Raw genomic sequence first — 20,313 nt, forward strand, 5'->3', positions numbered from 1 at the left:
ACAGCCTACCGCGAAAACACCCCCACCAGCTCGACGTGCGGCGACCAGAGGAACTGATCGACGGGCAGAACCCGGTCCAGCTTGAAGCCGGCGTCGACCAGCACGCGGGCGTCGCGGGCGAAGGTGGCGGGGTTGCAGGAGATGCCGACCACGCGCTCGACCTTGGAGCGGGCGATCTCGCCGGCCTGTTCCAGGGCGCCGGCGCGGGGCGGATCGAAGACCACGGCGTCGATCTTGGCCAGTTCACGCGACAGCACCGGGCGCTTGGTCAGGTCGCGGGCCTCGGCGGTGATGGTCTTCAGGCCGGGGGCGCGGCCGGCGGCCGACTTGAGGGCGGCGATGGCCGGGGCGGAGGAGTCGGCGGCCAGCACCGTGCCGACCTCGGCCAACCGGAAGGTGAAGGTGCCGACGCCGCAGAACAGGTCGGCGATGCGGGCGGCGCCGCTGACGGCCTCCACGGCGAAGGCGGCCATGGCGGCCTCGGCCTGGGGCACGGCCTGCAGGAAGGCGCCGGGCGGCAGGGCGACATGGGCCTGGCCGAGGGTGACCATGCATTCGCGGGTGGCGTAGATCGCCTCGCCGGCCATGGTGACGCGGGCGAAGTCGGCCTCCTGGGCGATCATCGCCGCCCGAACGCGGGCGTCGGCCGACAGGCCGCCGCTCTTGGCCTCGACGCCGGTGATGTCGATGTCCAGGCCCGTGCGGGTCAGGGTGACATGCAGGGTCGGGGCGGACTTGGGATGTTCGAGGAAGGGTTTGGCCAGGGCCCGCAGCGCCGGCAGGGCGGCGACGATGCGCGGATCGGTGATCGGGCAGACCTCGATCGGCACCAGCTTCCAGCTGCGCCGCTCCTTGAAGCCGACCACCGCCCCGCCCTTGGCGGCCCGGGCGTGCAGCGCCAGGCGACGGCGCGAGGCCGGCGGCGAGGCGAAGGTGCTGAGGACCTCTGTCTCCAGCTGTTCGCGCGACAGGGCCTCGACAATCCGCTCGCGCTTCCAGGCGAGATAGGGCTCCGCCGCCCAGTGCTGCAGGGCGCAGCCGCCGCAGACGCCGAAGTGCGGACAGGGCGGCGGCACACGATCGGCGCTGGTGGTCAGCAGCGCGTCGATTTCGCCGCGCTCGCCGTCGATGCGGGCGCGCACGGTTTCGCCGGGCAGGGTCAGAGGGACGAAGACACGCTCGCCGATTCCGTCGCCCTGGGCGCCGATGCGTGTGATTTCAATGTCACGGGAGGTGGTCAGCAGCTTGCTCCTGGCGGAACCCGCCGGTTGGCTGGTTGTTATGGCGATGAGCGCCCGGGTGCAAGCCATGGACGCCCGCAACATCGATGAACCGCTGTCAGCTTCCATTCAGGTTGGCCGGTTCATCATCCCCAGAGGCGATACCGGCGCTCCCCCCGCCGCCGGAAAGCCCAACGCAGAGAGAGGTATCTGTCATGCGCAAGATCGCAACCGTGGCCGTCATGGCCGCTATGACCATCCCGGCCTTCGCCGCCCCGACCCTGGCGTCGGCCCAACAGTACCGCGACTACGGCCGTGGCCAGTCGCCGTGCAACTACGAAAAGAAACAGGCCGAGAAGAAGGGCACCGTCACCGGCGCCATCATCGGCGGCGTGCTCGGCGCGGCCGTGGCCGGTGACGGCAACCGGGGCGAAGGCGCCCTGGTCGGCGGCACCGTCGGCGCCTTCGCGGGCAAGGAAGTCGGCCGAAAGAACGTGCGCTGCGCCAGCTATCCCAAGCGGATCAGCTATCGCCGCGACAACTGCCGCTGGGTGCAGGAGTACCGTGGCAGCCGCTGGCACGGGTTTGAAGTCTGCCGCAACCGCAATGGCGACTGGCGTCCCAGCGGTCGTTATTGATCGCGGACTGACCCTGAAGGTTTGAACGCGGGCCCCGGGAAACCGGGGTCCGTTTTCTGTTGGGACAGGCGAGCATTCACCCCCCTTTTATACCGCCCCCCTGTCATCCCGGACGCCCCGCAGGGGCGATCCGGGACCCAGGGGCCGCGCGCAAGGACGGTCGCGGCTGCGATAGCACGCTCCGTCACCCCTTGGGTCCCGGGTCTCCGCGATTCGCGCTGCGGCCGGGATGACAGAGATGGCGGGTCGATTGACGCTAAGGTTTGCGCGCCCAGAGCAGGAACTCGTGATTGCCGTCGCCGCCGGTGATCGGGCTGTCGGTGGTGGCTTCGACCCTCCAGCCCTGTTCGGCGACCCAGGCCGCGACAGTGTCGAGGCAGTCCTGGCGGATGGCCGGATCGGTGACGACGCCCTTGCCGACCCGTTCACGGCCGGCCTCGAACTGCGGTTTGACCAGCAGGACCAGGTCGGCCCCGGAGGCAGCCAGGGCCAGGGCCGGGCCAAGCGCCTTGGTCACCGAGATGAAGCTGAGGTCGCAAACGACCAGCTGGGGAGCGGTGGGGATCAGGTCAATGTCGAGGCTGCGGGCGTCCTGGCCGGGCAGCTCGACGACGCGGGGGTCTTCGGCGATGCGCGGGTGCAATTGGTCGCGGCCGACATCGACGGCGAACACCTGGAGGGCGCCGCGCAGGAGGCAGACCTCGGTGAAGCCGCCGGTGGAGGCGCCGATGTCGAGCACGGTGCGACCCTCGACCGTCACCGGCCAGAGGTTCAGGGCATGCTCAAGCTTGAGGGCGCCCCGACCGACGTAAGGGTGGGCGGCGACGGCGGCGATGTCCGCGTCTTCCTCGACGGCCAGCGATGCCTTGGTGGCCGGCTTGCCATCGACTGTCACGCCGCCGGCCTCGATGGCGGCGCGGGCCTTGGCGCGGCTGTCGAACAGGCCGCGGTCGACGAGCAGGAGGTCGAGACGTGTGCGCATGGCGTTTCCTTACCCTTCTCCCGCTTGTCGGGAGAAGGTGGCCGCGAAGCGGTCGGATGAGGGCAGCACCGGGCCTTAGACGAAAAAGGCAGCGCCTTGGTGGAAATCGTCCACCATCGGCGCTGCCCTCATCCGACCCCCTTCGGGGGCCACCTTCTCCCGACGAGCGGGAGAAGGATCTGTTCTTCTGCGCCGACCTACTTCTTCGTCGCTTCGTCCGTCTTCGGCTTGGCGCGGACGGCGCCGGCCGGGAAGCCGGGCTTCATGAACTTGACCAGCACGCGCTGGCCGACCAGCAGCGGGGCGCCGTCGGCGCTGACCACCACCTCGACGACGCGCTCGTCGCTGCGCTGGCTGGGATCGTCCGAGGCCAGCTTGCGGGCCCCGAAGACGCCGGCGCGGCGCAAGACCTTGCCGACATAGACCTTGTTGGGGTCCGACTCCGGGGTGATCTCGACCTGCTGGTTGTCCTTGACGTTGGGAATGTCCGCCTCGACGATCTCGGCGCGGACGATGCGGGCGGTGTTGGGCTCGAGGTCGAACATCGTCGAGACGTTGAGGGTCGAGGCGCCGGCGCCAGGGTTGGCGTAGCGGCGGGCGATGCGGCCGTCGATCGGGGCGCGGATGACGGTCTGTTCCAGGGCGTACTCGGCCTCGTTCAGGGCGGCGCGGCTGGTAGCGACGGTGGCGCGCTGGGCGGCAATCTGGGCTTCCCAATCGCGGATCTCGTCCATCTTCTGGTCCATGCGCTGCTTGGCCACGAAGTTGCTGGCCAGCAGGTCTTCCAGACGGCGGTATTCGCGGCGGGCGGCGTTCAGCTTGACCTGCAGCACGCCGATCTGCGCCTCGGCCTGGTTCACCCGGGCGCGGGCGCTGGCCACGGCCAGGCGCGGATCATCGTCTTCCTGGCGGGCCAGGATCTGACCGGCGACGACGGCCTCGCCTTCCTCGACATAGACGAACTTGACCACCCCGCCGCGGCGGGCCGCGACCTGGATGACGCCGCCCTCGACATCGGCCTTGCCGTTGCCGATGGCCGCGAAGGGGCTGACCGGCATGTTCTTGGCGGCGGCCTCGTCCTGCTTCTTCTTCTGGGCCGCGCCGGCCTTCATGAGGAAGAAGCCGCCGACGCCCGCCACCACGATGACGGTGAGGATCCAGAACCAGGGCTTACGGAGAAATCCGGGCATTTGAGGGGTCGTCCTTGAGAAATCAGTGCGAGAGGGACGGCGGATTGGGATCGGGCGTGCGGCGCACGTCGTCCAGGATCTTGCCGTCCTCGATGTGGATCACCCGGTCGGCATAGGCCTCCAGGCGGGGGTCGTGGGTCACGCAGATCACCGCCGCGCCATGCTCGGTCGCGGCGCGACGCAAGAGGCCGATGACGATCTGGCCGTTCTGGCCGTCGAGGGCCGAGGTCGGCTCGTCGGCGAAGATCAGGTCGGGGTTCTTGGCCAGGGCCCGGGCGATGGCCACCCGTTGCTTCTCGCCCCCCGACAGTTCGGCCGGCCGCTGGTTGATCTTGGGGGTCAGGCCGACCTCGTCGAGGGCCTGCAGGGCGCGGCGGCTGGCCTCGCCGGGCGAGACGCCCTGGTACTTGAGGGCGGCCATCACCTGCTGCTTGGCGGTCAGGGCCGGGAACAGGTTGAAGCCCTGGAAGATGAAGCCGCAGTGGTCGAGGCGGAACTTGTCGATCCGGCCCGACGACAGCTTCCAGAGGTCCTTGGCCTCCAGAGCCGAGACATGGCCGGCATCGGGTTGCAGGAGGCCCGACAGGGCCGCCACCAGGGTCGACTTGCCGCTGCCCGAGGGGCCCATGACCATGGTCACGTCGCCGTGGCGGGCATCGAAATCGACGCCCTTGAGGACCTCGATGTAGGTCTTGCCGGTCTTGAAGCGCTTGACGATGCCCTTGGCCTGCAGGGCGACCGTCCCAAGCTGGTTGGAGGATTTCTTGGCGCTCATCGCAGCAGGTCCGCGGGCTGGCTGTTCTTGAGCACGCCGAGGGACAGCAGGCCCGACAGCATGGCGATGATCAGCAGGAAGATCGAAACGGCGATGACGATGGTCGGCGGGAACGCCATCGGCAGGGCCCCCATGGCCGCCAGCAGCGACACCGCCCAGGTCAGGGCCAGCGACATCAGGATGCCGACAACGCCGACCCAGAAGCTCAGCTCCATGACGATGACCCGCAGGCTGCCCATGGAGACGCCGAGGGCCCGCAGGGAGGCGAACTCCTTGATGTTGGCCATGATGGCGCCGCGCAGGGTCTGCCAGGTGATGACCACGCCGATGAAGCCGGAGATGATCACCGCCGCGATCAGGATGATGGCGATGAAGCTTTCCTTGAACAGGGCGCCCTCGTTGGCCTCGGCCAGCTCGGCGCGGGTCCAGGCCTTGAACTTGCCCTCGCCAAGTTTGTTGAGCTGGGCGGCGACGATTTCGGCGCGGGACGGATCGGCCAGCTTGACCATCAGCGGCGCGACGCGCGGGCCGGTGTCCGCCTCGCCCAGCAGGCGCAGGGTGTCGCGAGACATGACCACGGTCGGCTGCATCATGTTGGGATAACCGGTGGTGACCACCGCGACGGTCACGGTTTTGCCGTTGTAGATGGCCTTGTCGCCGAGCTTGACGCCGAGCCGGGCGAGGGCCGTCTGGTCGACAGCCACGGTGTAGGGTTGGCGCAGAGTCTCGACCATCTCGCTGGTGTAGTCGGTCGGCACCGTCACGTAGCCGGGGATGGCGTCGATGATGTTGACGCTGACGAACTCCATCTTGCGATTCTTAGGCACGGTTCCGGCGGGCGCCGTGGGGTCGACCTCGGTGATGTTCTGGAAGCGACCGCCGGAGCCGTCGATCGGGGCGACCTGCACCACTTCCGGGTGGCCGATGACGATCGGCATCAGGCGGCGCGGCAGGCCGGACGGGCCGCCGTTGAACAGGGCCGTGGCGCCCGGGCCCAGCACCATGATGTCGGCGCGGGCGCGGTCGATCTGGGCGGTGAAGCCCTTGCCGATGCCCATGAACATGCCGATGAAGAACAGCACGAGCAGGCCTGAACAGGCGAGCGCGATGACGGCGGCCATGTAGCGCCGCCACTCGTAAATCAATGTAGCCAAAGCGAGCGACATAGGCGCCTGCAACCCTCCCGAACGGACCCCGGGTATGGACGACAGCATCCCCCCCATCCAAGTTAAATCGGGGTAAGGCCGCGGCGAAATCCTAGCCATGGGGCACAACAGCGCGCTATTGCCGCAGCAGGACGCAGGAAGCTGCCGTCATTCCTCGAGGAAAAGAGCGTTTATGACCCGTATCGCGTTGATGGCCGGCATCGCCGTCGCCACCGTTTGCGCCGCCGGCGCCGCCACCCCCGCCGCCGCCGACGAAGGCATGTGGACCTTCGACAACCTGCCCACCGCCAAGATCGAGGCCGACTACGGCGTCAAGCTGGACGCGCGGTGGCTGGACCATGTCCGCCTGTCGGCCGTGCGCATCGCCGGCTGTTCGGCCAGCTTCGTCTCCAAGGACGGGCTGATCCTGACCAACAACCACTGCGTCCAGGGCTGCACCAGCGCCCTGTCGTCTCCGACCACGGACTATGTGAAGAACGGCTTCCGCGCCAACCTGCGCGAAGAGGAACTGAAGTGCCCGGGCCAGACGGCCGAGGTGCTGCTGTCGATCACCGACGTCACCGCCGAGGTCCGCGCCGCCGGGGCCGGCAAGACGGGCGAAGACTTCGTGAAGGCCCGCGACGCCGCCGCCAGCGCCGCCGAGAAAAACGTCTGCGGGGCCGAGGCCGGCGTCCGCTGCCAGACGATCAGCCTGTACCGGGGCGGCCAGTACAAGGTCTACAGGTTCCAGCGCTACACCGACGTGCGCCTGGTCTTCGCGCCGGAGTTCGACATCGCCTTCTTCGGCGGCGACCCGGACAATTTCAACTTCCCCCGCTACGACCTCGACGCCGCCTTCCTGCGCGCCTACGGGGCCGACGGCAAACCGGTGGCGACGAAGAACTTCCTGAAGTGGAACGCCTCGGCCCCCAAGGAAGGCGACCTGACCTTCGTGGTGGGCAACCCCGGCTCCACCGAGCGCCTGCTGACCGTCGCCCAGATGGAGACCCAGCGCGATCTGACCATCCCGATCGGCCAGCTGCAGCGCTCTGAACTGCGCGGCCGCTACCTCGAATACGCCAAGGGCGGCGACGAACAGAAGCGCACCGCCGGCGACGCCCTGTTCGGGCTGGAGAATGGCTTCAAGGTCTTCTACGGCCGCCAGCTGACCCTCAACGACAAGGGCTTCATGGACGCCAAGCGGGCCGCCGAGGACGAACTGCGCGCCAAGGTGAAGGCCGATCCGGCCCTGTCGGCGAAGCTCGGCGATCCCTGGGCCGACGTCGAAAAGGCGCAGGTCGCCTACCGTGACAACTGGCTGGAGTATCGCCAGCTGGAGACCGAGGCCGGCGGCGGCGCCCGCCTCTACAACTGGGCTCAGACCCTGGTCCGCGCCAGCCGCGAGAAGGCCAAGCCGGCCGGCGAGCGCTCGCCCGACTACAGCGACGCCGCCCTGGCCCGCATGGAACGCGGCCTGATGGCGGGCACGCCGGTGATCGCCGGCATCGACCAGCTGAAGCTCGAGCACTGGCTGCTGAAGACGCGGGAATACCTGACCGTCGACCATCCGGGCGTGAAGACGATTCTCGGCAAGGAAAGCCCGCAGGGCCTGTCGGCCCGTCTCGTGTCGGGCAGCAAGCTGGGCGATCCGGCCGTGCGCAAGGCCCTGTGGGACGGCGGCATGGCGGCCATCGAGGCTAGCGACGATCCGATGATCCAGTTCGTGCTGCGCACCGAGGGTCAGGGCCGCGCCCTGAGGAAGGTCTGGGAAAGCCAGGTCACCGCCCCGGTCGATTCGGCCGCCGAGCGCATCGCCCAGGCCCGCTTCGCGGTCTATGGCGAGAGCGTCTATCCGGACGCGACCTTCAGCCTGCGCCTGTCCTACGGCAAGGTTCAGGGCTGGACCTATCGCGGGACCACCGTGCCGGCCTTCACGAAGATCGGCGGGACCTTCGACCGCGCCACCGGCGAGGCGCCCTTCGCCCTGCCGAAATCCTGGCTGGACAAGCAAGCGTCCCTCAACGCCGACACGGTGTTCGACTACACGACCACCAACGACATCATCGGCGGCAACTCCGGCTCGCCGGTGATCGACGCCAAGGGCCAGGTGATCGGCGCGGCCTTCGACGGCAACATCCACAGCCTGGGCGGGGCGTACGGCTACGACGGAACGCTGAACCGCACCGTCGTGGTCTCGACGGCGGCCATCACCGAGGCGCTGGTCAAGGTGTATGGGCAGACGAACCTGGTGAAGGAACTGACCGGGAAGTAGGACCGCCAAATCCTCCCTCGGCAGGCCGAAGGCCTGACGGGGGAGGATTTCCCAGTTGCCCCTCGGAGCGGACGGTCCTACCCCTCGGCCCATGCCCCTCTCCCCCGCCCTGCTCGCCGAGCTCGACGCCTTCCTGGTCGAGCTCAACCACGCCTCCGCCGCCACCATCCTGCCGCTGTTCCGGGCCGACCACGGGCTCGAGGACAAGGGGCTGGCCGGTCCGCCCGGCACGGTGTTCGACCCCGTCACCGAGGCCGACAAGGCCGCCGAGCGCGCCATCCGCGCCCTGATCAACGCCCGCTACCCGGACCACGGCATCATCGGCGAGGAGTACGGCGAGGAGAACGCCGACGCCGATTTCGTCTGGGTGCTCGACCCGGTCGACGGCACCCGCGCCTTCATCGCCGGCCTGCCGCTGTGGACCACCCTGATCGGCCTGCGCCACGAAGGCCGGCCGGTGCTCGGCTCGATCGGCCAACCCTACATCGGCGAGCTCTATATCGGCGGGGCGGCCACCGGCTCGCGGCTGATGGCGCGCGGCGCCTCGACGCCGATCCGCGTGCGCCCCTGCCCCAAACTGACCGAGGCCATCATCTGCACGACTGACCCGGCCATCCTGACCGGTCCGGAGCTGGGATCCTGGACCCAGGTCCGGGCCGCCGCCCGCCTGGCGCGACTGGGCCTCGACGCCTACGGCTACGCCATGGTCGCCATGGGCAAGATCGATCTCGCCCTCGATACCGGCCTGAAGGTCTGGGACGTGGAAGCGGTGATCCCGGTCATCGAGGGGGCCGGCGGCATCGTCACCCAGTGGGACGGCAAGCCCGCCCGCACCGACGGCGATCAGTTCGCCTTCGCCGGCGACCGCGCCTGCCTGGAGGCGGCGCTGGTCACCCTCAAGCGGTCAGCCCACTAGACCTTCGGGACCAGCGGATCGACGAAGCCGTCGAAGGCGGCCCAGACCTGGGCGCGGATGTCGTCGGTTTCCTGGAACAGTTCGTGGTAGGCGCCGGAGATCTTGCGCCATTCGCCCCTGGGCATTCGGGCGACGATGGCCTGCTGGTCCGCGTTGTCGACCAGAGCCTCCAGCCCCGCGCCCAGCACCAGCACCGGCAGGTCCAGCGCCGCCACCTGCGGCGACGTCTTCAGCCAGGCCGAGGCGGCGAAGGCGAAGTCCAGCCAGCTCCAGGTGCCGGCCCCAAGCCGCATCTCCGGACAGGCGGCCAGCTGGGCCATCGTCCGGGCATAGCGCCTGTCGTCGTGGGTCAGGATGTTGCCGTCGAACGGACTGCCGTGCGGATCGCCGGGCTGGTTGAGGATGTAGTTGGCGCCCTGCAGCCGGGCCATCAGCCAGGCCAGGGCCCGCGTCGGCGCCTTCGGCCGGCCGGGCGTCAGCAGCCCCATCATCGGGGCCGACAGGAAGGCCCCGACGAACCGCTTCGCCTGCCCCTGGGCCAGGGCCAGGGTGGTCAGGCATCCGCCCATCGAATGGCCGACGGCCAGCCAGGGCTGCGGCATCCGAGCGGCGAAATGATCGACCAGGGCGCCGTAGTCGGAGACGAAGTCGCCGAACCCCACCGCGTGGCCCTTCAGCCGGTCCGGCAGCAGCCGGTGCGACAGCCCCTGGCCGCGCCAGTCATGGACCACGACCACGAAGCCGCGGGCCATCAGTTCGCCCACGACCTCGTAGTATTTCTCGATGGCCTCGGTCCGCCCGGGGCTGAGCACCACCGAGCCCCGCGCCTTGCCGGGCGGGGTGAAGATCGCCCCGCGCAGCCGCGCGCCGTCCGCCCCCTTGAACCATTCGCCCACGGCGCCCGGCGGGACCGGGGCTTCGGGGATGTCAAGCAGGGGGGCGTTTAGGGTCATTTTTTCGGGCGCTCGTCGAGTTCGATGCGGCTCGGCGCGCGCGCCAGCTTGAGGGTGACCATGCCCGCCATCAGCTCCGGATCATAGCTCGGCGCGCCGGCGATCACCGGCAGCGGCCTGGCCGCGCCCTTGGCGTCCACGGCCGTGCCCGAGCCGGCGCCATGCAGCACCACCCGCTTGACCTTGGGCGCCGCGAAGCCGATCAGGCCGGCCTTGGCCTTGATGGCCTTCTGGCATTGGGCCACGGCGGCGGCGAGCTCGCCGGCGTCCATGGTCGCGGCCGGCGGCGTCCTGGCCAGCATCATCATCTGGCCCTTGAATTTCGAGCCCTCCGGCGCGGTCATCTCGATCGTCGCCTTGGCCTTGAGGTCGGCCAGGGTCGGCAGCCGGGTCACCCGCCCGTCCGGTCCGAGCGGCAGCGGCGTGCGCGTCCCCCCGGGCCCAACCAGGGTGAAGGTCAGCGGCCCGCCGCTTTCGACCTTGTAGAAGTAGGCCAGGGTGAATTTCGTGCGGTCGGCGGCCGGGATGCTCAGGAACAGATCCAGGAACGGGAACAGCTTGCCGGCCTCGACGCCCTTGCTCTTGGCGAAGGCTTCACCGGCCAGGCCGAGGGGCAACAGGGCGGCCAGACCCGTCAGGGCGGCGCGGCGGGTGGTGGTCATCGAATGCCTCATGCGGAACGCCCCCGGCCTCCCTCGAACAGAAAAGCAGCCAAACGCCGAAATGCAAAGCGGCGCGGAAGGGTCACCCCCTCCGCGCCGCCCGCAAAACCGTTCGGTGTGGCGTTTAGGCCATGCGCGCGAACAGGGCGCCCATCTTCGGCTGCAGCGACATGGCGAGACCCATGTCCGACAGCTTCAGGCGGCCGCTCATGAAGGCCATGGTGGCGTCCAGCTTGCCCGCGCCCATTTCCAGCAGGTCAGCCAGCGAAATGGTCATGGTCAGATCGGCCGGCGCGTCTTCGTTGGTGACGGTGCCGCCGTCGATGTGGATGAAGCCGTCGCCCTTGAGGTCGAACTTCAGGGTCTTTCCCAGACCGGAATCGTCGCCCACGGCGGCTCTCACGCGATCGGTAACTTCTTGCAGATTGCTCATGCCGCTCTCCCTAGATGTCAGGCGATCAAGCGATAGCTTTCTCGCGCTCGCCGGGCAAGCGAACAGCGTTTAGATCGTCGAAAAAAGTGACGCGGGCGACACCTTCGCCCCGAAGAGGTTCCTAGCCGAACACCACGCCCGAGTGTTTCGGCCCGGCGAATTCCATCCGCCATGGGGCCTTGGCGAAGCGCAGTTTGGCGGCGCTGGCCTGGGCCGTGGGGTTGAAGGCGGGCGAGCCCTTGAACATCGGCAGCGGCGCGGTCTGTCCGTCGAACATCACCGCCGTGCCCGAACCGCCGCCGGGGAAGGCCACCTGGACCATCTTCGGCGCAACCATGCCGAACTTGCCGGCCGCCTTCTTGACGATGGCGTTGGCGTCGTTGAGGTAGTCGGCCACCTTGCGGGCGTCCATCTCGATCGCCGGTTTGGAGCCCCAGACCAGGCCGATGCGCACCGAGAAACCGCCGGCGTTCGGACCTTCGAAGACCATCTTCGATTTTTCGACCAGCTGCTTGAGGCTGGGCTCCTTCTCGAACCGGCCATCGGCGGCGATCGGCACGTCGGTGCGGGTCCCGTCCTTGTCGATCCACCAGGCGCGCACGCCCTTGGGCGGATTGCCGTTCTGGGTCAGGTAGAAATCGACCTTCAGCCGGGCCCGCTCGGCCGGCGTCATGCGCAGGAAGTTGTCGAGGAAGACGTACACCTTGGAGACATCGGTCTCACGCGTGGCGGCGACCGCCTGTCCCGCGAACAACGGCACGGTCAGGAGCGGAGCGAAGAAGAGGACGCGGCGGCTGACGGTCATTTAGGCTTCACAAGCTTGAGGGTCATGCGATCGCTCTCGCCGATCGCATCATACTTGGCGTGGTCGAAACCGGCCTTCGGCGGCTGCCCCCGGGGGGCGGACAGTCGCGTCGGCGGCAAGGTCCATACGCCAAAAGGGTGCTTCCTGTCGTCTTTCGGGTTGGCGTTGATCTCACTGTCGGCTGACAGCAAGAATCCTGCCTCTTTCGCCAACTGGATCGCGTAGTCCTGTTGCACATAGCCGTCAGCCGCCAGCGGGTCCTGTACAGCGCCCGGCACGCCGCGATGTTCCTCGATGCCCAGAACCCCGCCGGGCTTGAGCGCCGCGAAGGCGTCGCGGAAGGCCTTGTCGGCGATGCCGGCCGCCATCCAGTTGTGCAAATTGCGCAGAAACAGCACCAGATCGGCGCTTCCGGCCGGGGCCACGGGCCCGCTGGTCGGGCCGAAGGCGGTGACCTCGACGGCGCCGTAGACCTTCTTGTTGTCGGTCAGCTTGCGCTTGTAGGCCTCGACCACCTCGGTCGTCTGCGGGTCCGACGGCTCGAGGTTGGCGACGTAGAGCTTGCCGCCCGTCGCATCCAGGAACGGCGCCAGGATATCGGTGTACCAGCCGGCCCCGGGCCAGAACTCGACAACCGTCTGTCCCGGTTTGAGACCCCAGAAGGTCAGGCTCTCGACCGGGTGGCGCCATGCGTCGCGGGCCTTGTCGGCGGGCAGGCGCCAGGCGCCGGCCACGGAGTCGCCGATCGTGGCGATCTTGCCGATTTCGGCCGGCTTGCCGCCCTTGGGGGCTTCCGCGTTCGGGGTCTCTGCCGTCTTCTTGCCGCAACCCGCCAGCGCCAGGCTGGCGGCGCCGGCCACCAGGGCCCGCCGCGACGGAATGAACAGATCTGAACGCATGCGTACTGTCACTTTCAGGATCGCCCCCGCGCTCGCGAACGTGCCATAGCGGCTATGGGCGCCCGCGTCAAAATCCCGGTTTCTACTTCGGCTTCACGAACCGAAGCGTCATGCGGTCACTTTCCCCAACAGAATCAAAGGGCGCACGGTCAAAGGTCGGGTCGTCGGGCTGGCCGCGAGGGGCCGATTGCCGCACGGGCGGCAGGGTCCAGACGCCGAAGGGGTGGTCCTTGTCGTCCTTGGGGTTGGCGTTGATCTCCGACTTGGCCGCCAACCTGAAGCCGGCCTTCTCGACCGCCGCGACGACGAAGGCCGTCGACATGTAGCCGGTCGGCGCGCCCTCGGCCTGGGGCAGCGGGTCGGCCCGGTGGTCCTCGACGCCGAGCATGCCGCCCGGCTTCAGCACCGCGAAGAAGTCGGCCATCACCTTGTCCAGCATGCCGCCGCCCAGCCAGTTGTGGACGTTGCGGGCAGTGATCACGAGGTCGGCCGAGCCGGGCGGGCCGAGCGGCCCCGACTTCGGCCCGAACCCCACGTAGGCGATGTCGCCGAAAGTCGCCTTGTCGGCGTATTTGGCCTCGAAGTTGGCCCGTCCCTTCCTCGCCCCTTCGGACAGGGCCGGGTTGGCCAGGTCGGCCACGCCGGCGATATAGGTCCCGCCCGTGGCCTTGGCGTAGGGGGCGAGAATCTCGGTCCAGTAGCCGCTCCCCGGACTGATCTCGATCACCGTCTGCTTCGGCTTGAGGCCCCAGAAGGTCAGGCTCTCATAGGGATGGCGGTGCGGGTCGCGCGCGAGGTGGGCGGCCCCGCGCTGGGGTCCGGCGATGGCGGCCTTCAAGGCCTCGTCGGTGGCCCCCCTGGCGAAGGCGGTTCCGCTGCTCAGGGCCGTGGCCCCCATCAGAACCAGTGTCGCGCGCCGATCCAGCATGCTGCTCTCCCCAAAAGTCGAGGCGGCAGCCTAGCCCTCATAACGGGGCGGCGAAACCCTGTTCGGTCACCCCTTGAAAAGCAAATCCCCCCTCACCAATTCATCAATCGAAGACGCCGCTACCGGGTCTTCACGGGTTCGCAGACGAGGCCAAACGGGTCGTCGATGAGCCCGGTAACCGCAACCTTGCTTATGCAAAGAAGGATGTGACCAACCATGCGTACGATCGATTTTTCGCCCCTGTACCGTTCCGTTGTCGGCTTCGACCGGCTCGCCACCCTGCTGGACTCGGCGGCCGCCCAGGAAAGCCAGGCGGGCTACCCCCCCTACAACATCGAGCGCACCGGTGAAGACGCCTACCGCGTCGAGATCGCCGTCGCCGGCTTCCGCCCCGATGAGCTCGCCATCGAGGTGAAGGAAAACCTGCTCACCGTCACCGGTCGCAAGGCGGCCAATGACGAGGCCCGCAAGTTCCTCCACCGCGGCCTTGCCGAGCGCAACTTCGAGCGCCGCTTCCAGCTCGCCGACTATGTGGTCGTGACCGACGCCAACCTCGCCGACGGCCTGCTGGCCATCAGCCTGGAGCGCCAGCTTCCGGAAGCCCTGAAGCCCCGCACCGTGGCGATCAACACCACCCCGGCCGGGGCCCTGATCGAGACCGACAAGGCCGCCTAAGCCCCAAGGCAGGCCTCAACAGGGAAAGGGCGGCGTCCCCAGCGCCGCCCTTTTTCTTTGCGCGCTACCGGCCGAGCGCCGGAGAAGTCGGCCTCAAGCCGCTTCCATGCCGATCGTCTGGCCAAGGTCCGTATCGCGGAAACTGGTCGAAAACAGCTTCGCCCCCGTCAGGTTGGCGCCGCGCAGGTCGGCGCCGTCGAGGATGGCGCAGGTCAGGTCGGCCGCCTGGGCGTGGGCATAGCGCAGCCGCGCCAGGTTCAGGGTCGCCGGGCTTTCACGCCCCGGGCCGAGCGGCAGGACCCCGACGGCGGCGCCGCGCAGGTCGGCCTTGGTCATGTTGGCGCCGGCCAGCTTGGCGCCGCGCAGGTCGGCCCGCTGCAGGTTGACCCCGCGCAGGTCGGCGCCCTCGAAGTTGGCCCCCTGCAGCTGCGCCCCGGCCAGGTTCATGCCGACCATGCAGGCGCCCTTCGCGCTCATCGCCGTCAGCCGCTTGCCTTTCATCGCCTCGCCCAGCGGGCGCAGATCGGCGCCGTCCAGCCGGGCGGGCGCGCCTTCCTTGCCGCCGGTTTCGCACCAGGCCTGGTTGGCCTTGATCTTTTCCAGGGCCGCGACGGCGGCGGTCAGCGCCTCGCGCGTCGGATTGACCAGCGCGCCATCCAGCTTGGCCCCGCTCATCTTCGCCGCCCCGGTATCGACCCCGGACAGCACCGCCCCGGACAGGTCGGCCCCCTCGAGATTGCAGTTGCCGACGCTGGCCCCGGCCAGGTCGGCGCCGGTCAGGTTGGCGTCCTTGAAATTGGCCCCGGTCAGGGTCGCGCCCTTCAGCGAACAGTCGGTGAAGTCCGCAGCAAAGGCCGAGGCGCCGTGAAATTTCGAGCCGTCCAGAGTGGCCCCGGTGAAGATGGCCTCATCGGCCGAGCCGATGCGCGGCTCCTGGCGCAGGCTGTTCAGCCCCTTCTGCGGATGCGGGATGGCGATCTGGCCTTCGCGGAAGTCGGCCTGGGTCAGGTCGGCCTGGGTCAGGTTGGCGCCGCGCAGGCAGGCGCCCCGCATGTCGGCCCGCACCAGCGAGGCCTGGGTCAGGTTGGCCTTGCGCAGGTCGGACCCGAACAGGTTGGCGCGATCCATCCGTGTACGGATCATCCGGGCGCCATCAAGGATGGAGGCCGACAGGTCGGCGTCGGCCAGGTTGCGGCCGGAAAACTCCAGGCCCGACAGATTGAGGAATCGCAGGGAGGCGCGCTTACCCCCCGGCCTGCCCTCCAGGAACCGCTCATGCGCGGCGACCATCATATCCAGCTCCGCCTGCGTCATCTGGCGGCGGCCGGTCATCGGCGAATTGGTTAGAGTTACCAAGGCCCCTGCCCCCAAAGGTCCGAATCAGTCGGTCCGCATGTTAGCCGAACAATGGCCGCCGAAGCGTTAACCTTGAAATGCTCAACTTGGAGTCAGCGGCGACCAGTCGAGTCCGCGCGCCCCGCTCCGCACCGTATCCGTCAGGTCGGCGCCCTTCAGATGGGCGTTGGTGAAGTTGGCGCGCGACAGGTCGGCGCCGGCCATCCGCGCCTGGCGCAGGTCGGCGCGCGCCAGGTCCGCGCCCTTCAGCTGGGCCCCGGTCAGGTCGGCCGGCAACAGGCGGTCGGCGGCGATCAGCAGCGGGCCGAGCTGGGCCTCGCGCAGGTCCGAGCCTGATAGCTTGGCCCCGGTCAACCGGGCGCCGCGCAGGTCGGCGCGCCGCAGGTTGCAGCTTCGCAGGTCGGCCCCTTCCAGGTGGGCGCCCTGCAGCTGGGCCCCTTCCAGGTCCAGACCGTAGAACACCGCGTCGCGGGCCGACAGGGCGGTCAGGTTCAGGCCCTTCAGCGAACCCAGGGCCCTCAGGTCGGCCTTGTCGAACTTCGACGGCGCCCCGGCCGCCCCGGCGCTCTCGCACCAGCGGGCGTGATCGCGGATCATCTGTTCGTAGGGCAGGTCGGCCACGGCCGTGCCGGTCGCCCGGTCGGTCAACGCGCCCTTGAGGTCGGCCCCGTCGACCTTCCACATGGTGGTCTTGGCCCCGACCAGGATGGCGTCGTGCAGGTCCGCGCCCGACAGGTCCGCCCCGGACAGGTCGGCCCCGGACAGGTCGGCGCCGCCCAGCGTGCATTGCTTGAGGTTGGCGCGGACCAGCTTGGCGTCCTTGAGGATGGCGTCGCTGAAGTCGGCCTTGACCGCCACCACGCCCGACAGCCGCGAGCGCTCCAGATTGGCCCCCGACAGGTTGGCGCCGCGCGCGTCGCCCGAGCGCACCTGGTGCTCGATGATGCGCAGGCCCTTCTCGGCGTCGGCGGCGGCGATGGCCCCCTCGCGCAGGTCGGCCTCGAACATGTCGGCGCCCGACAGGTTGGCCCCGCGCAGGCAGGAGCCGCGCAGGTCGGCCCGGCGCAGGGAGGCCTCGGTGAAATCGGCGCCCTGCATATCGGCCCCGAAGAAGCTGGCGTTGTCGAGCTTGGCCCCGACCAGTTTGGCGTCGGACAGCTGGGCCCCTGTGAAGTCGGCGTCGCAGAGATTGCGCCCGGACAGGGTCAGCCCGGACAGGTCGGCGAAGCTGAACACGGCGCGCGCGCCACCGCCCCGGCCCGACCACAGACGGTCATGACGGGCGCAGATCAGGTCGACATCCGTTTGCGTCAGGCGCCTGGGCCCGGACGCCGCCGCGGAACTCATGCCCGTGTGACTCCCTCAAGGAGACCACAGATGCCTGATCTTGCTTAACTTTCGGCTTACGACCTTTGGGTCAGGAACCAGGCCGCATAGTCCAGCGCGTCCATGGCCTCTTCGGCCAGCAGGCCAGTCTGGACGACGATCCCCGCCGCCTCGAGCCGCTCCGACCCGCGCCCGGCCGCGAACGGGGAAGGGTCGTCACAGGCCACCACCACCCGCGCCACCCCGGCCTCGACCAGCAGCTGCGAACAGGAGGTCCCGCCCGACGACCGCGCGCCGCAGGGTTCGAGGGTGACATAGGCGGTGGCGCCGGTCGCATCGCCTGCGGCCTGCAGCGCCCGGTCCTCCGCGTGCGGACGGCCGCCGGGCGCCGTGGCCCCGCTGGCCAGGATCACCCCGTCCCGCACCAGCACGCAGCCAACCACGGGATTGGGCGCGGTCTTGCCCAGGTTGACCTTCGCGGCGGCAATGGCCGCGCGCATAAAGGTCTCGTCCTGCATCAGATCGCCGGCAACGGCTGGGCGCGGTCCGTATCGAGATAGCGCGCCGAGGTCGGCTTCAACGCCCCGTCCAGTTCGATGACCAGCGGATTGCCCGTCGGGATCTCCACCCCGACGATGGCGCTGTCGGGCACCCCGAACAGCAGCTTGACGATCGCCCGCAGCGAATTGCCGTGCGCCGCCACCAGCACCGTCTCGCCGGCCTTCAGGTGCGGCGCGATCTCGGCGGTCCAGTAGGGCTCGACGCGGTCCAGCGTGGTCTTCAGGCTCTCGGTGTCTGGGATGGCCTTGCCGGCATACCGTTCGTCGGCCGAGAAATCCCATTCCCCACCGGCCGCCAAGGGCGGCGGCGGCACGTCATAGCTGCGCCGCCAGATGGTCACCTGCTCGTCGCCATGCTTGGCGGCCGTCTCGGCCTTGTTCAGCCCGGTCAGGCCGCCGTAGTGGCGCTCGTTCAGCCGCCAGTCGTTGGTGAAGGCGATATCGCCCTGCCCCGCCGCCGCCATGGCCAGCGCGCCGGTCCGCTGCGCCCGCTTGAGCACCGAGGTGTAGGCCTTGTCGACGGTCAGCCCGGCGGCCTTGATCAGCGCGCCGCCCTTGGTCGCCTGGGCTTCGCCTTCGGCGGTGAGGTCCACGTCCACCCAGCCGGTGAAGCGGTTTTCGAGGTTCCACTGGCTCTGGCCGTGGCGGAGAAGGATGAGGGTAGCCATGAACCGGTGGGCTAAGGCGATGACGGCGCGGGGTCAAGACTGGCGTACGGCTGAAATCTGGTCTATATTCTGGTCAGAATAGGAAAGCGCATGACCACGGTCGGCATTCTGGAAGCTAAGACCCAACTATCGGCGTTGGTCGATCAGGTTGAAGCTGGTCAGGAAGTGACGATCACGCGTCATGGCCGCCCGGTGGCGCGGCTCGTTTCCGCGGTGACCGCTGTTGATACGGACCGATCGCGGGCCGCATTCGCCCGGATCATTGAACGCCGGAAGGCCATGAACCTGGACGGCCTTTCCTGGAAAGAGCTGAAAGAACTGCGCGACGAAGGCCGCCCCTGAACCGTGCTAGTCGTTGATTCCTCAATCGTCTTGAGTTGGTTGCTCGGCGACGAGGCCTCCGCAATCACAGATGCGCTTGCAGATGACGTCCACCGGACAGGCGCCATTGGACCAGCTCATCTACGCGCGGAAGTCGCCAACGTTCTGGTGATGTTGGAGCGACGGCGGCGCATTTCATCAGCGGCGGTGATCGCCAGCCTGTCGGACTTCGAAGACATGGCGATTCAGTTCGAGCCGGGACTGGACGCGGCCACGACTCGCGCGGTGGTTCAGCTGGCGCGAGCCGAGGGACTGACGGTCTATGACGCCAGCTATCTTGAACTCGCGCTTCGCCTCGACGCAGAGCTGTTTACGCTCGACAAAGACCTTGTGGCCGCCGCTCGCCGCCACGGCGTTCCCGTCCGACCCTGACACCCCCTCCCCTTCACAGTGAAATGGGCTAAACCCCACCCATGCGTGACCGCTTCTTCTATCCGCTGGCCCTGGCCGCGACCGTCGGCATGATCCTGCTGGCCCTGGTCTGGCCGCAAGGTCAGGGGGCCCGCTCGCCGGCCCCGTTTGGTCATGAGCCCACGACGCCCGCCAAGACCGCAGGACTGCGCACCACCCAATGAGCGACATCGATCCCGTGACGGCCGGCCGCCGTGTCCTGACGACAGAGGCCCGCGCCCTCGACCAGCAGGCGGCGGAACTCGGCGAAGACTTCGCCCGCGCCGTCGAGACCGTCTTCGCCGCCAAGGGCCGGGTGGTCTGCACCGGCATCGGCAAGAGCGGCCATGTGGCCCGCAAGATCGCCGCCACGCTGGCCTCCACCGGCACCCCGGCCATGTTCGTCCACGCCGCCGAGGCCAGCCACGGCGACCTGGGCATGATCGACAAGGGCGACGTCGTCCTGGCCCTCTCCAAGTCCGGCGAGGTGCGCGAGCTGTCGGACATCATCGCCTACTGCCACCGCTTCGCCATCCCCCTGCTTGGCATGACCGCCAACCCGGCCAGCGCCCTGGGCAGCGCCTCGACCATCGTCCTGAAGCTGGCCGACGCCCCGGAAGCCACCGGCGACCTCAACGCCCCGACCACCTCGACCACCCTGCAGATCGCCCTCGGCGATGCGCTGGCCGTGGCCCTGCTGGAACGCCGCGGCTTTACGCCCAAGGATTTCCACGTCTTCCATCCGGGCGGCAAGCTGGGCGCCATGCTGCGCACCGTCGGCGACCTGATGCACAAGCTGGAAGAGGCGCCCCTCACCGGCCTGACCACCCCGATGCCCGAGGCCCTGAAGGTGATGACCGCCCGCCGCCTCGGCATCGTCGGCGTCGTCGATGCCGACGGCGCCCTGGCCGGCGTCGTCACCGACGGCGACCTGCGCCGCAACTTCGAGGGCCTGGCCGGAAAGACGGTCGCCGACGTCATGACCCGCAATCCGCAGTCGGTGACGCCCCAGACCCTGGCCGCCGACGCCGCCCGCATCATGAACGAGCGCCGCATCACCGTGCTGTTCGTCATCGACGACGGCAAGCCGGTCGGCGTCCTGCACGTCCACGACGTGCTCAGCGCCGGCGTCGTCTGAC

23 protein-coding genes are annotated in these 20,313 nt (G+C 68.8%); 8 read left to right on the plus strand and 15 right to left on the minus strand.

All coding sequences use genetic code 11. The features are described 5' to 3' along the window. Positions 1 to 5 precede the first annotated feature (5 nt). On the minus strand, positions 6 to 1,310 hold the full coding sequence (locus O5I81_RS15340) for a class I SAM-dependent RNA methyltransferase (RefSeq protein WP_271065730.1): 1,305 nt from the start codon (positions 1,308 to 1,310) through the stop codon (positions 6 to 8). Positions 1,311 to 1,435: 125 nt separating this feature from the next. Between O5I81_RS15340 and O5I81_RS15345 the strand changes: the two genes are divergently transcribed. Next, on the plus strand, positions 1,436 to 1,858 hold the full coding sequence (locus tag O5I81_RS15345) for a glycine zipper 2TM domain-containing protein (RefSeq protein WP_271065731.1): 423 nt from the start codon (positions 1,436 to 1,438) through the stop codon (positions 1,856 to 1,858). A 256-nt stretch (positions 1,859 to 2,114) separates the two neighbouring features. On the opposite strand, the gene O5I81_RS15350 is transcribed toward O5I81_RS15345, so the two are convergent. From O5I81_RS15350 to O5I81_RS15365, 4 genes are all read right to left on the minus strand, one after another. After that, the gene (locus O5I81_RS15350; protein ID WP_271065732.1) at positions 2,115 to 2,840 is read right to left on the minus strand and encodes a TlyA family RNA methyltransferase; all 726 of its coding nucleotides are present in this window, start codon (positions 2,838 to 2,840) and stop codon (positions 2,115 to 2,117) included. Positions 2,841 to 3,037: 197 nt separating this feature from the next. Next, positions 3,038 to 4,030, minus strand: coding sequence for an efflux RND transporter periplasmic adaptor subunit (locus O5I81_RS15355; protein ID WP_271065733.1), 993 nt, complete (start codon positions 4,028 to 4,030; stop codon positions 3,038 to 3,040). A gap of 22 nt (positions 4,031 to 4,052) precedes the next feature. Beyond that, positions 4,053 to 4,805 (minus strand): ABC transporter ATP-binding protein, encoded by a 753-nt coding sequence (locus O5I81_RS15360; protein WP_271065734.1) that lies wholly within the window; start codon positions 4,803 to 4,805, stop codon positions 4,053 to 4,055. Further along, positions 4,802 to 5,971 (minus strand): ABC transporter permease, encoded by a 1,170-nt coding sequence (locus O5I81_RS15365; RefSeq protein WP_271065735.1) that lies wholly within the window; start codon positions 5,969 to 5,971, stop codon positions 4,802 to 4,804. The genes O5I81_RS15360 and O5I81_RS15365 overlap by 4 nt, the downstream gene beginning before the upstream one ends. A 172-nt stretch (positions 5,972 to 6,143) precedes the next feature. On the opposite strand from O5I81_RS15365, the gene O5I81_RS15370 reads away from it, so the two are divergent. After that, the gene (locus O5I81_RS15370; protein WP_271065736.1) at positions 6,144 to 8,222 is read left to right on the plus strand and encodes a S46 family peptidase; all 2,079 of its coding nucleotides are present in this window, start codon (positions 6,144 to 6,146) and stop codon (positions 8,220 to 8,222) included. Between the two features lie 91 nt (positions 8,223 to 8,313). Further along, the gene (gene hisN, locus O5I81_RS15375) at positions 8,314 to 9,138 is read left to right on the plus strand and encodes a histidinol-phosphatase (RefSeq protein WP_271065737.1); all 825 of its coding nucleotides are present in this window, start codon (positions 8,314 to 8,316) and stop codon (positions 9,136 to 9,138) included. Here the strand turns inward: hisN and O5I81_RS15380 are convergent. The 6 genes from O5I81_RS15380 to O5I81_RS15405 form a co-directional block, all read right to left on the minus strand. Next, a complete protein-coding gene (locus O5I81_RS15380) occupies positions 9,135 to 10,091 on the minus strand; it encodes an alpha/beta hydrolase (protein ID WP_271065738.1) in 957 nt (318 codons plus the stop codon). The two genes, hisN and O5I81_RS15380, sit on opposite strands and share 4 nt — an antisense overlap. Next, positions 10,088 to 10,753, minus strand: coding sequence for a hypothetical protein (locus O5I81_RS15385; protein ID WP_271065739.1), 666 nt, complete (start codon positions 10,751 to 10,753; stop codon positions 10,088 to 10,090). Before O5I81_RS15385 ends, O5I81_RS15380 begins: the two co-directional genes overlap by 4 nt. Positions 10,754 to 10,877: 124 nt before the next feature. Further along, a complete protein-coding gene (locus tag O5I81_RS15390) occupies positions 10,878 to 11,186 on the minus strand; it encodes an SCP2 sterol-binding domain-containing protein (protein WP_271065740.1) in 309 nt (102 codons plus the stop codon). 121 nt (positions 11,187 to 11,307) lie between these two features. Then, entirely contained in the window at positions 11,308 to 11,991 is a 684-nt protein-coding gene (locus O5I81_RS15395) for a hypothetical protein (RefSeq protein ID WP_271065741.1), read from the minus strand. Continuing rightward, positions 11,988 to 12,890 carry a methyltransferase gene (locus O5I81_RS15400; protein ID WP_271065742.1) on the minus strand — a complete coding sequence of 301 codons (903 nt, stop codon included), beginning with the start codon at positions 12,888 to 12,890 and terminating at the stop codon, positions 11,988 to 11,990. The genes O5I81_RS15395 and O5I81_RS15400 overlap by 4 nt, the downstream gene beginning before the upstream one ends. 82 nt (positions 12,891 to 12,972) lie before the next feature. Next, complete coding sequence (locus O5I81_RS15405) at positions 12,973 to 13,818, minus strand: methyltransferase (RefSeq protein WP_271065743.1); 846 nt, start codon at positions 13,816 to 13,818, stop codon at positions 12,973 to 12,975. Positions 13,819 to 14,034: 216 nt separating this feature from the next. Here O5I81_RS15405 and O5I81_RS15410 point away from each other — a divergent pair, with 216 nt between their 5' ends. Then, the gene (locus O5I81_RS15410) at positions 14,035 to 14,493 is read left to right on the plus strand and encodes an Hsp20 family protein (protein ID WP_271065744.1); all 459 of its coding nucleotides are present in this window, start codon (positions 14,035 to 14,037) and stop codon (positions 14,491 to 14,493) included. A gap of 93 nt (positions 14,494 to 14,586) precedes the next feature. Here the strand turns inward: O5I81_RS15410 and O5I81_RS15415 are convergent, their stop codons facing one another. From O5I81_RS15415 to gpmA, 4 genes are all read right to left on the minus strand, one after another. Then, complete coding sequence (locus O5I81_RS15415; RefSeq protein ID WP_271065745.1) at positions 14,587 to 15,825, minus strand: pentapeptide repeat-containing protein; 1,239 nt, start codon at positions 15,823 to 15,825, stop codon at positions 14,587 to 14,589. A gap of 105 nt (positions 15,826 to 15,930) precedes the next feature. Beyond that, positions 15,931 to 17,196: a pentapeptide repeat-containing protein gene (locus tag O5I81_RS15420; protein ID WP_271065746.1), complete on the minus strand. Its 1,266-nt coding sequence runs from the start codon at positions 17,194 to 17,196 to the stop codon at positions 15,931 to 15,933. A 56-nt stretch (positions 17,197 to 17,252) separates the two neighbouring features. After that, positions 17,253 to 17,693: a bifunctional diaminohydroxyphosphoribosylaminopyrimidine deaminase/5-amino-6-(5-phosphoribosylamino)uracil reductase RibD gene (locus O5I81_RS15425; protein ID WP_271065747.1), complete on the minus strand. Its 441-nt coding sequence runs from the start codon at positions 17,691 to 17,693 to the stop codon at positions 17,253 to 17,255. Then, the gene (gpmA, locus tag O5I81_RS15430) at positions 17,693 to 18,403 is read right to left on the minus strand and encodes a 2,3-diphosphoglycerate-dependent phosphoglycerate mutase (RefSeq protein WP_271065748.1); all 711 of its coding nucleotides are present in this window, start codon (positions 18,401 to 18,403) and stop codon (positions 17,693 to 17,695) included. The genes O5I81_RS15425 and gpmA overlap by 1 nt, the downstream gene beginning before the upstream one ends. A 90-nt stretch (positions 18,404 to 18,493) precedes the next feature. Here gpmA and O5I81_RS15435 point away from each other — a divergent pair, with 90 nt between their 5' ends. Genes O5I81_RS15435 through O5I81_RS15450 form a run of 4 tightly spaced genes read left to right on the plus strand, consistent with a single transcriptional unit; the run spans position 18,494 to position 20,312 of the window. Next, on the plus strand, positions 18,494 to 18,745 hold the full coding sequence (locus tag O5I81_RS15435) for a type II toxin-antitoxin system prevent-host-death family antitoxin (RefSeq protein ID WP_271065749.1): 252 nt from the start codon (positions 18,494 to 18,496) through the stop codon (positions 18,743 to 18,745). A 3-nt stretch (positions 18,746 to 18,748) separates the two neighbouring features. Beyond that, the gene (locus tag O5I81_RS15440) at positions 18,749 to 19,156 is read left to right on the plus strand and encodes a type II toxin-antitoxin system VapC family toxin (protein WP_271065750.1); all 408 of its coding nucleotides are present in this window, start codon (positions 18,749 to 18,751) and stop codon (positions 19,154 to 19,156) included. Positions 19,157 to 19,197: 41 nt separating this feature from the next. Further along, positions 19,198 to 19,359, plus strand: a complete 162-nt coding sequence (locus tag O5I81_RS15445; RefSeq protein ID WP_271065751.1) for a hypothetical protein — start codon at positions 19,198 to 19,200, stop codon at positions 19,357 to 19,359. Next, positions 19,356 to 20,312, plus strand: coding sequence for a KpsF/GutQ family sugar-phosphate isomerase (locus O5I81_RS15450; RefSeq protein WP_271065752.1), 957 nt, complete (start codon positions 19,356 to 19,358; stop codon positions 20,310 to 20,312). The genes O5I81_RS15445 and O5I81_RS15450 overlap by 4 nt, the downstream gene beginning before the upstream one ends. Position 20,313: the final 1 nt, after the last annotated feature.

The sequence above is a fragment of the Caulobacter sp. NIBR1757 genome, assembly GCF_027912495.1.
GTDB lineage: Bacteria > Pseudomonadota > Alphaproteobacteria > Caulobacterales > Caulobacteraceae > Caulobacter.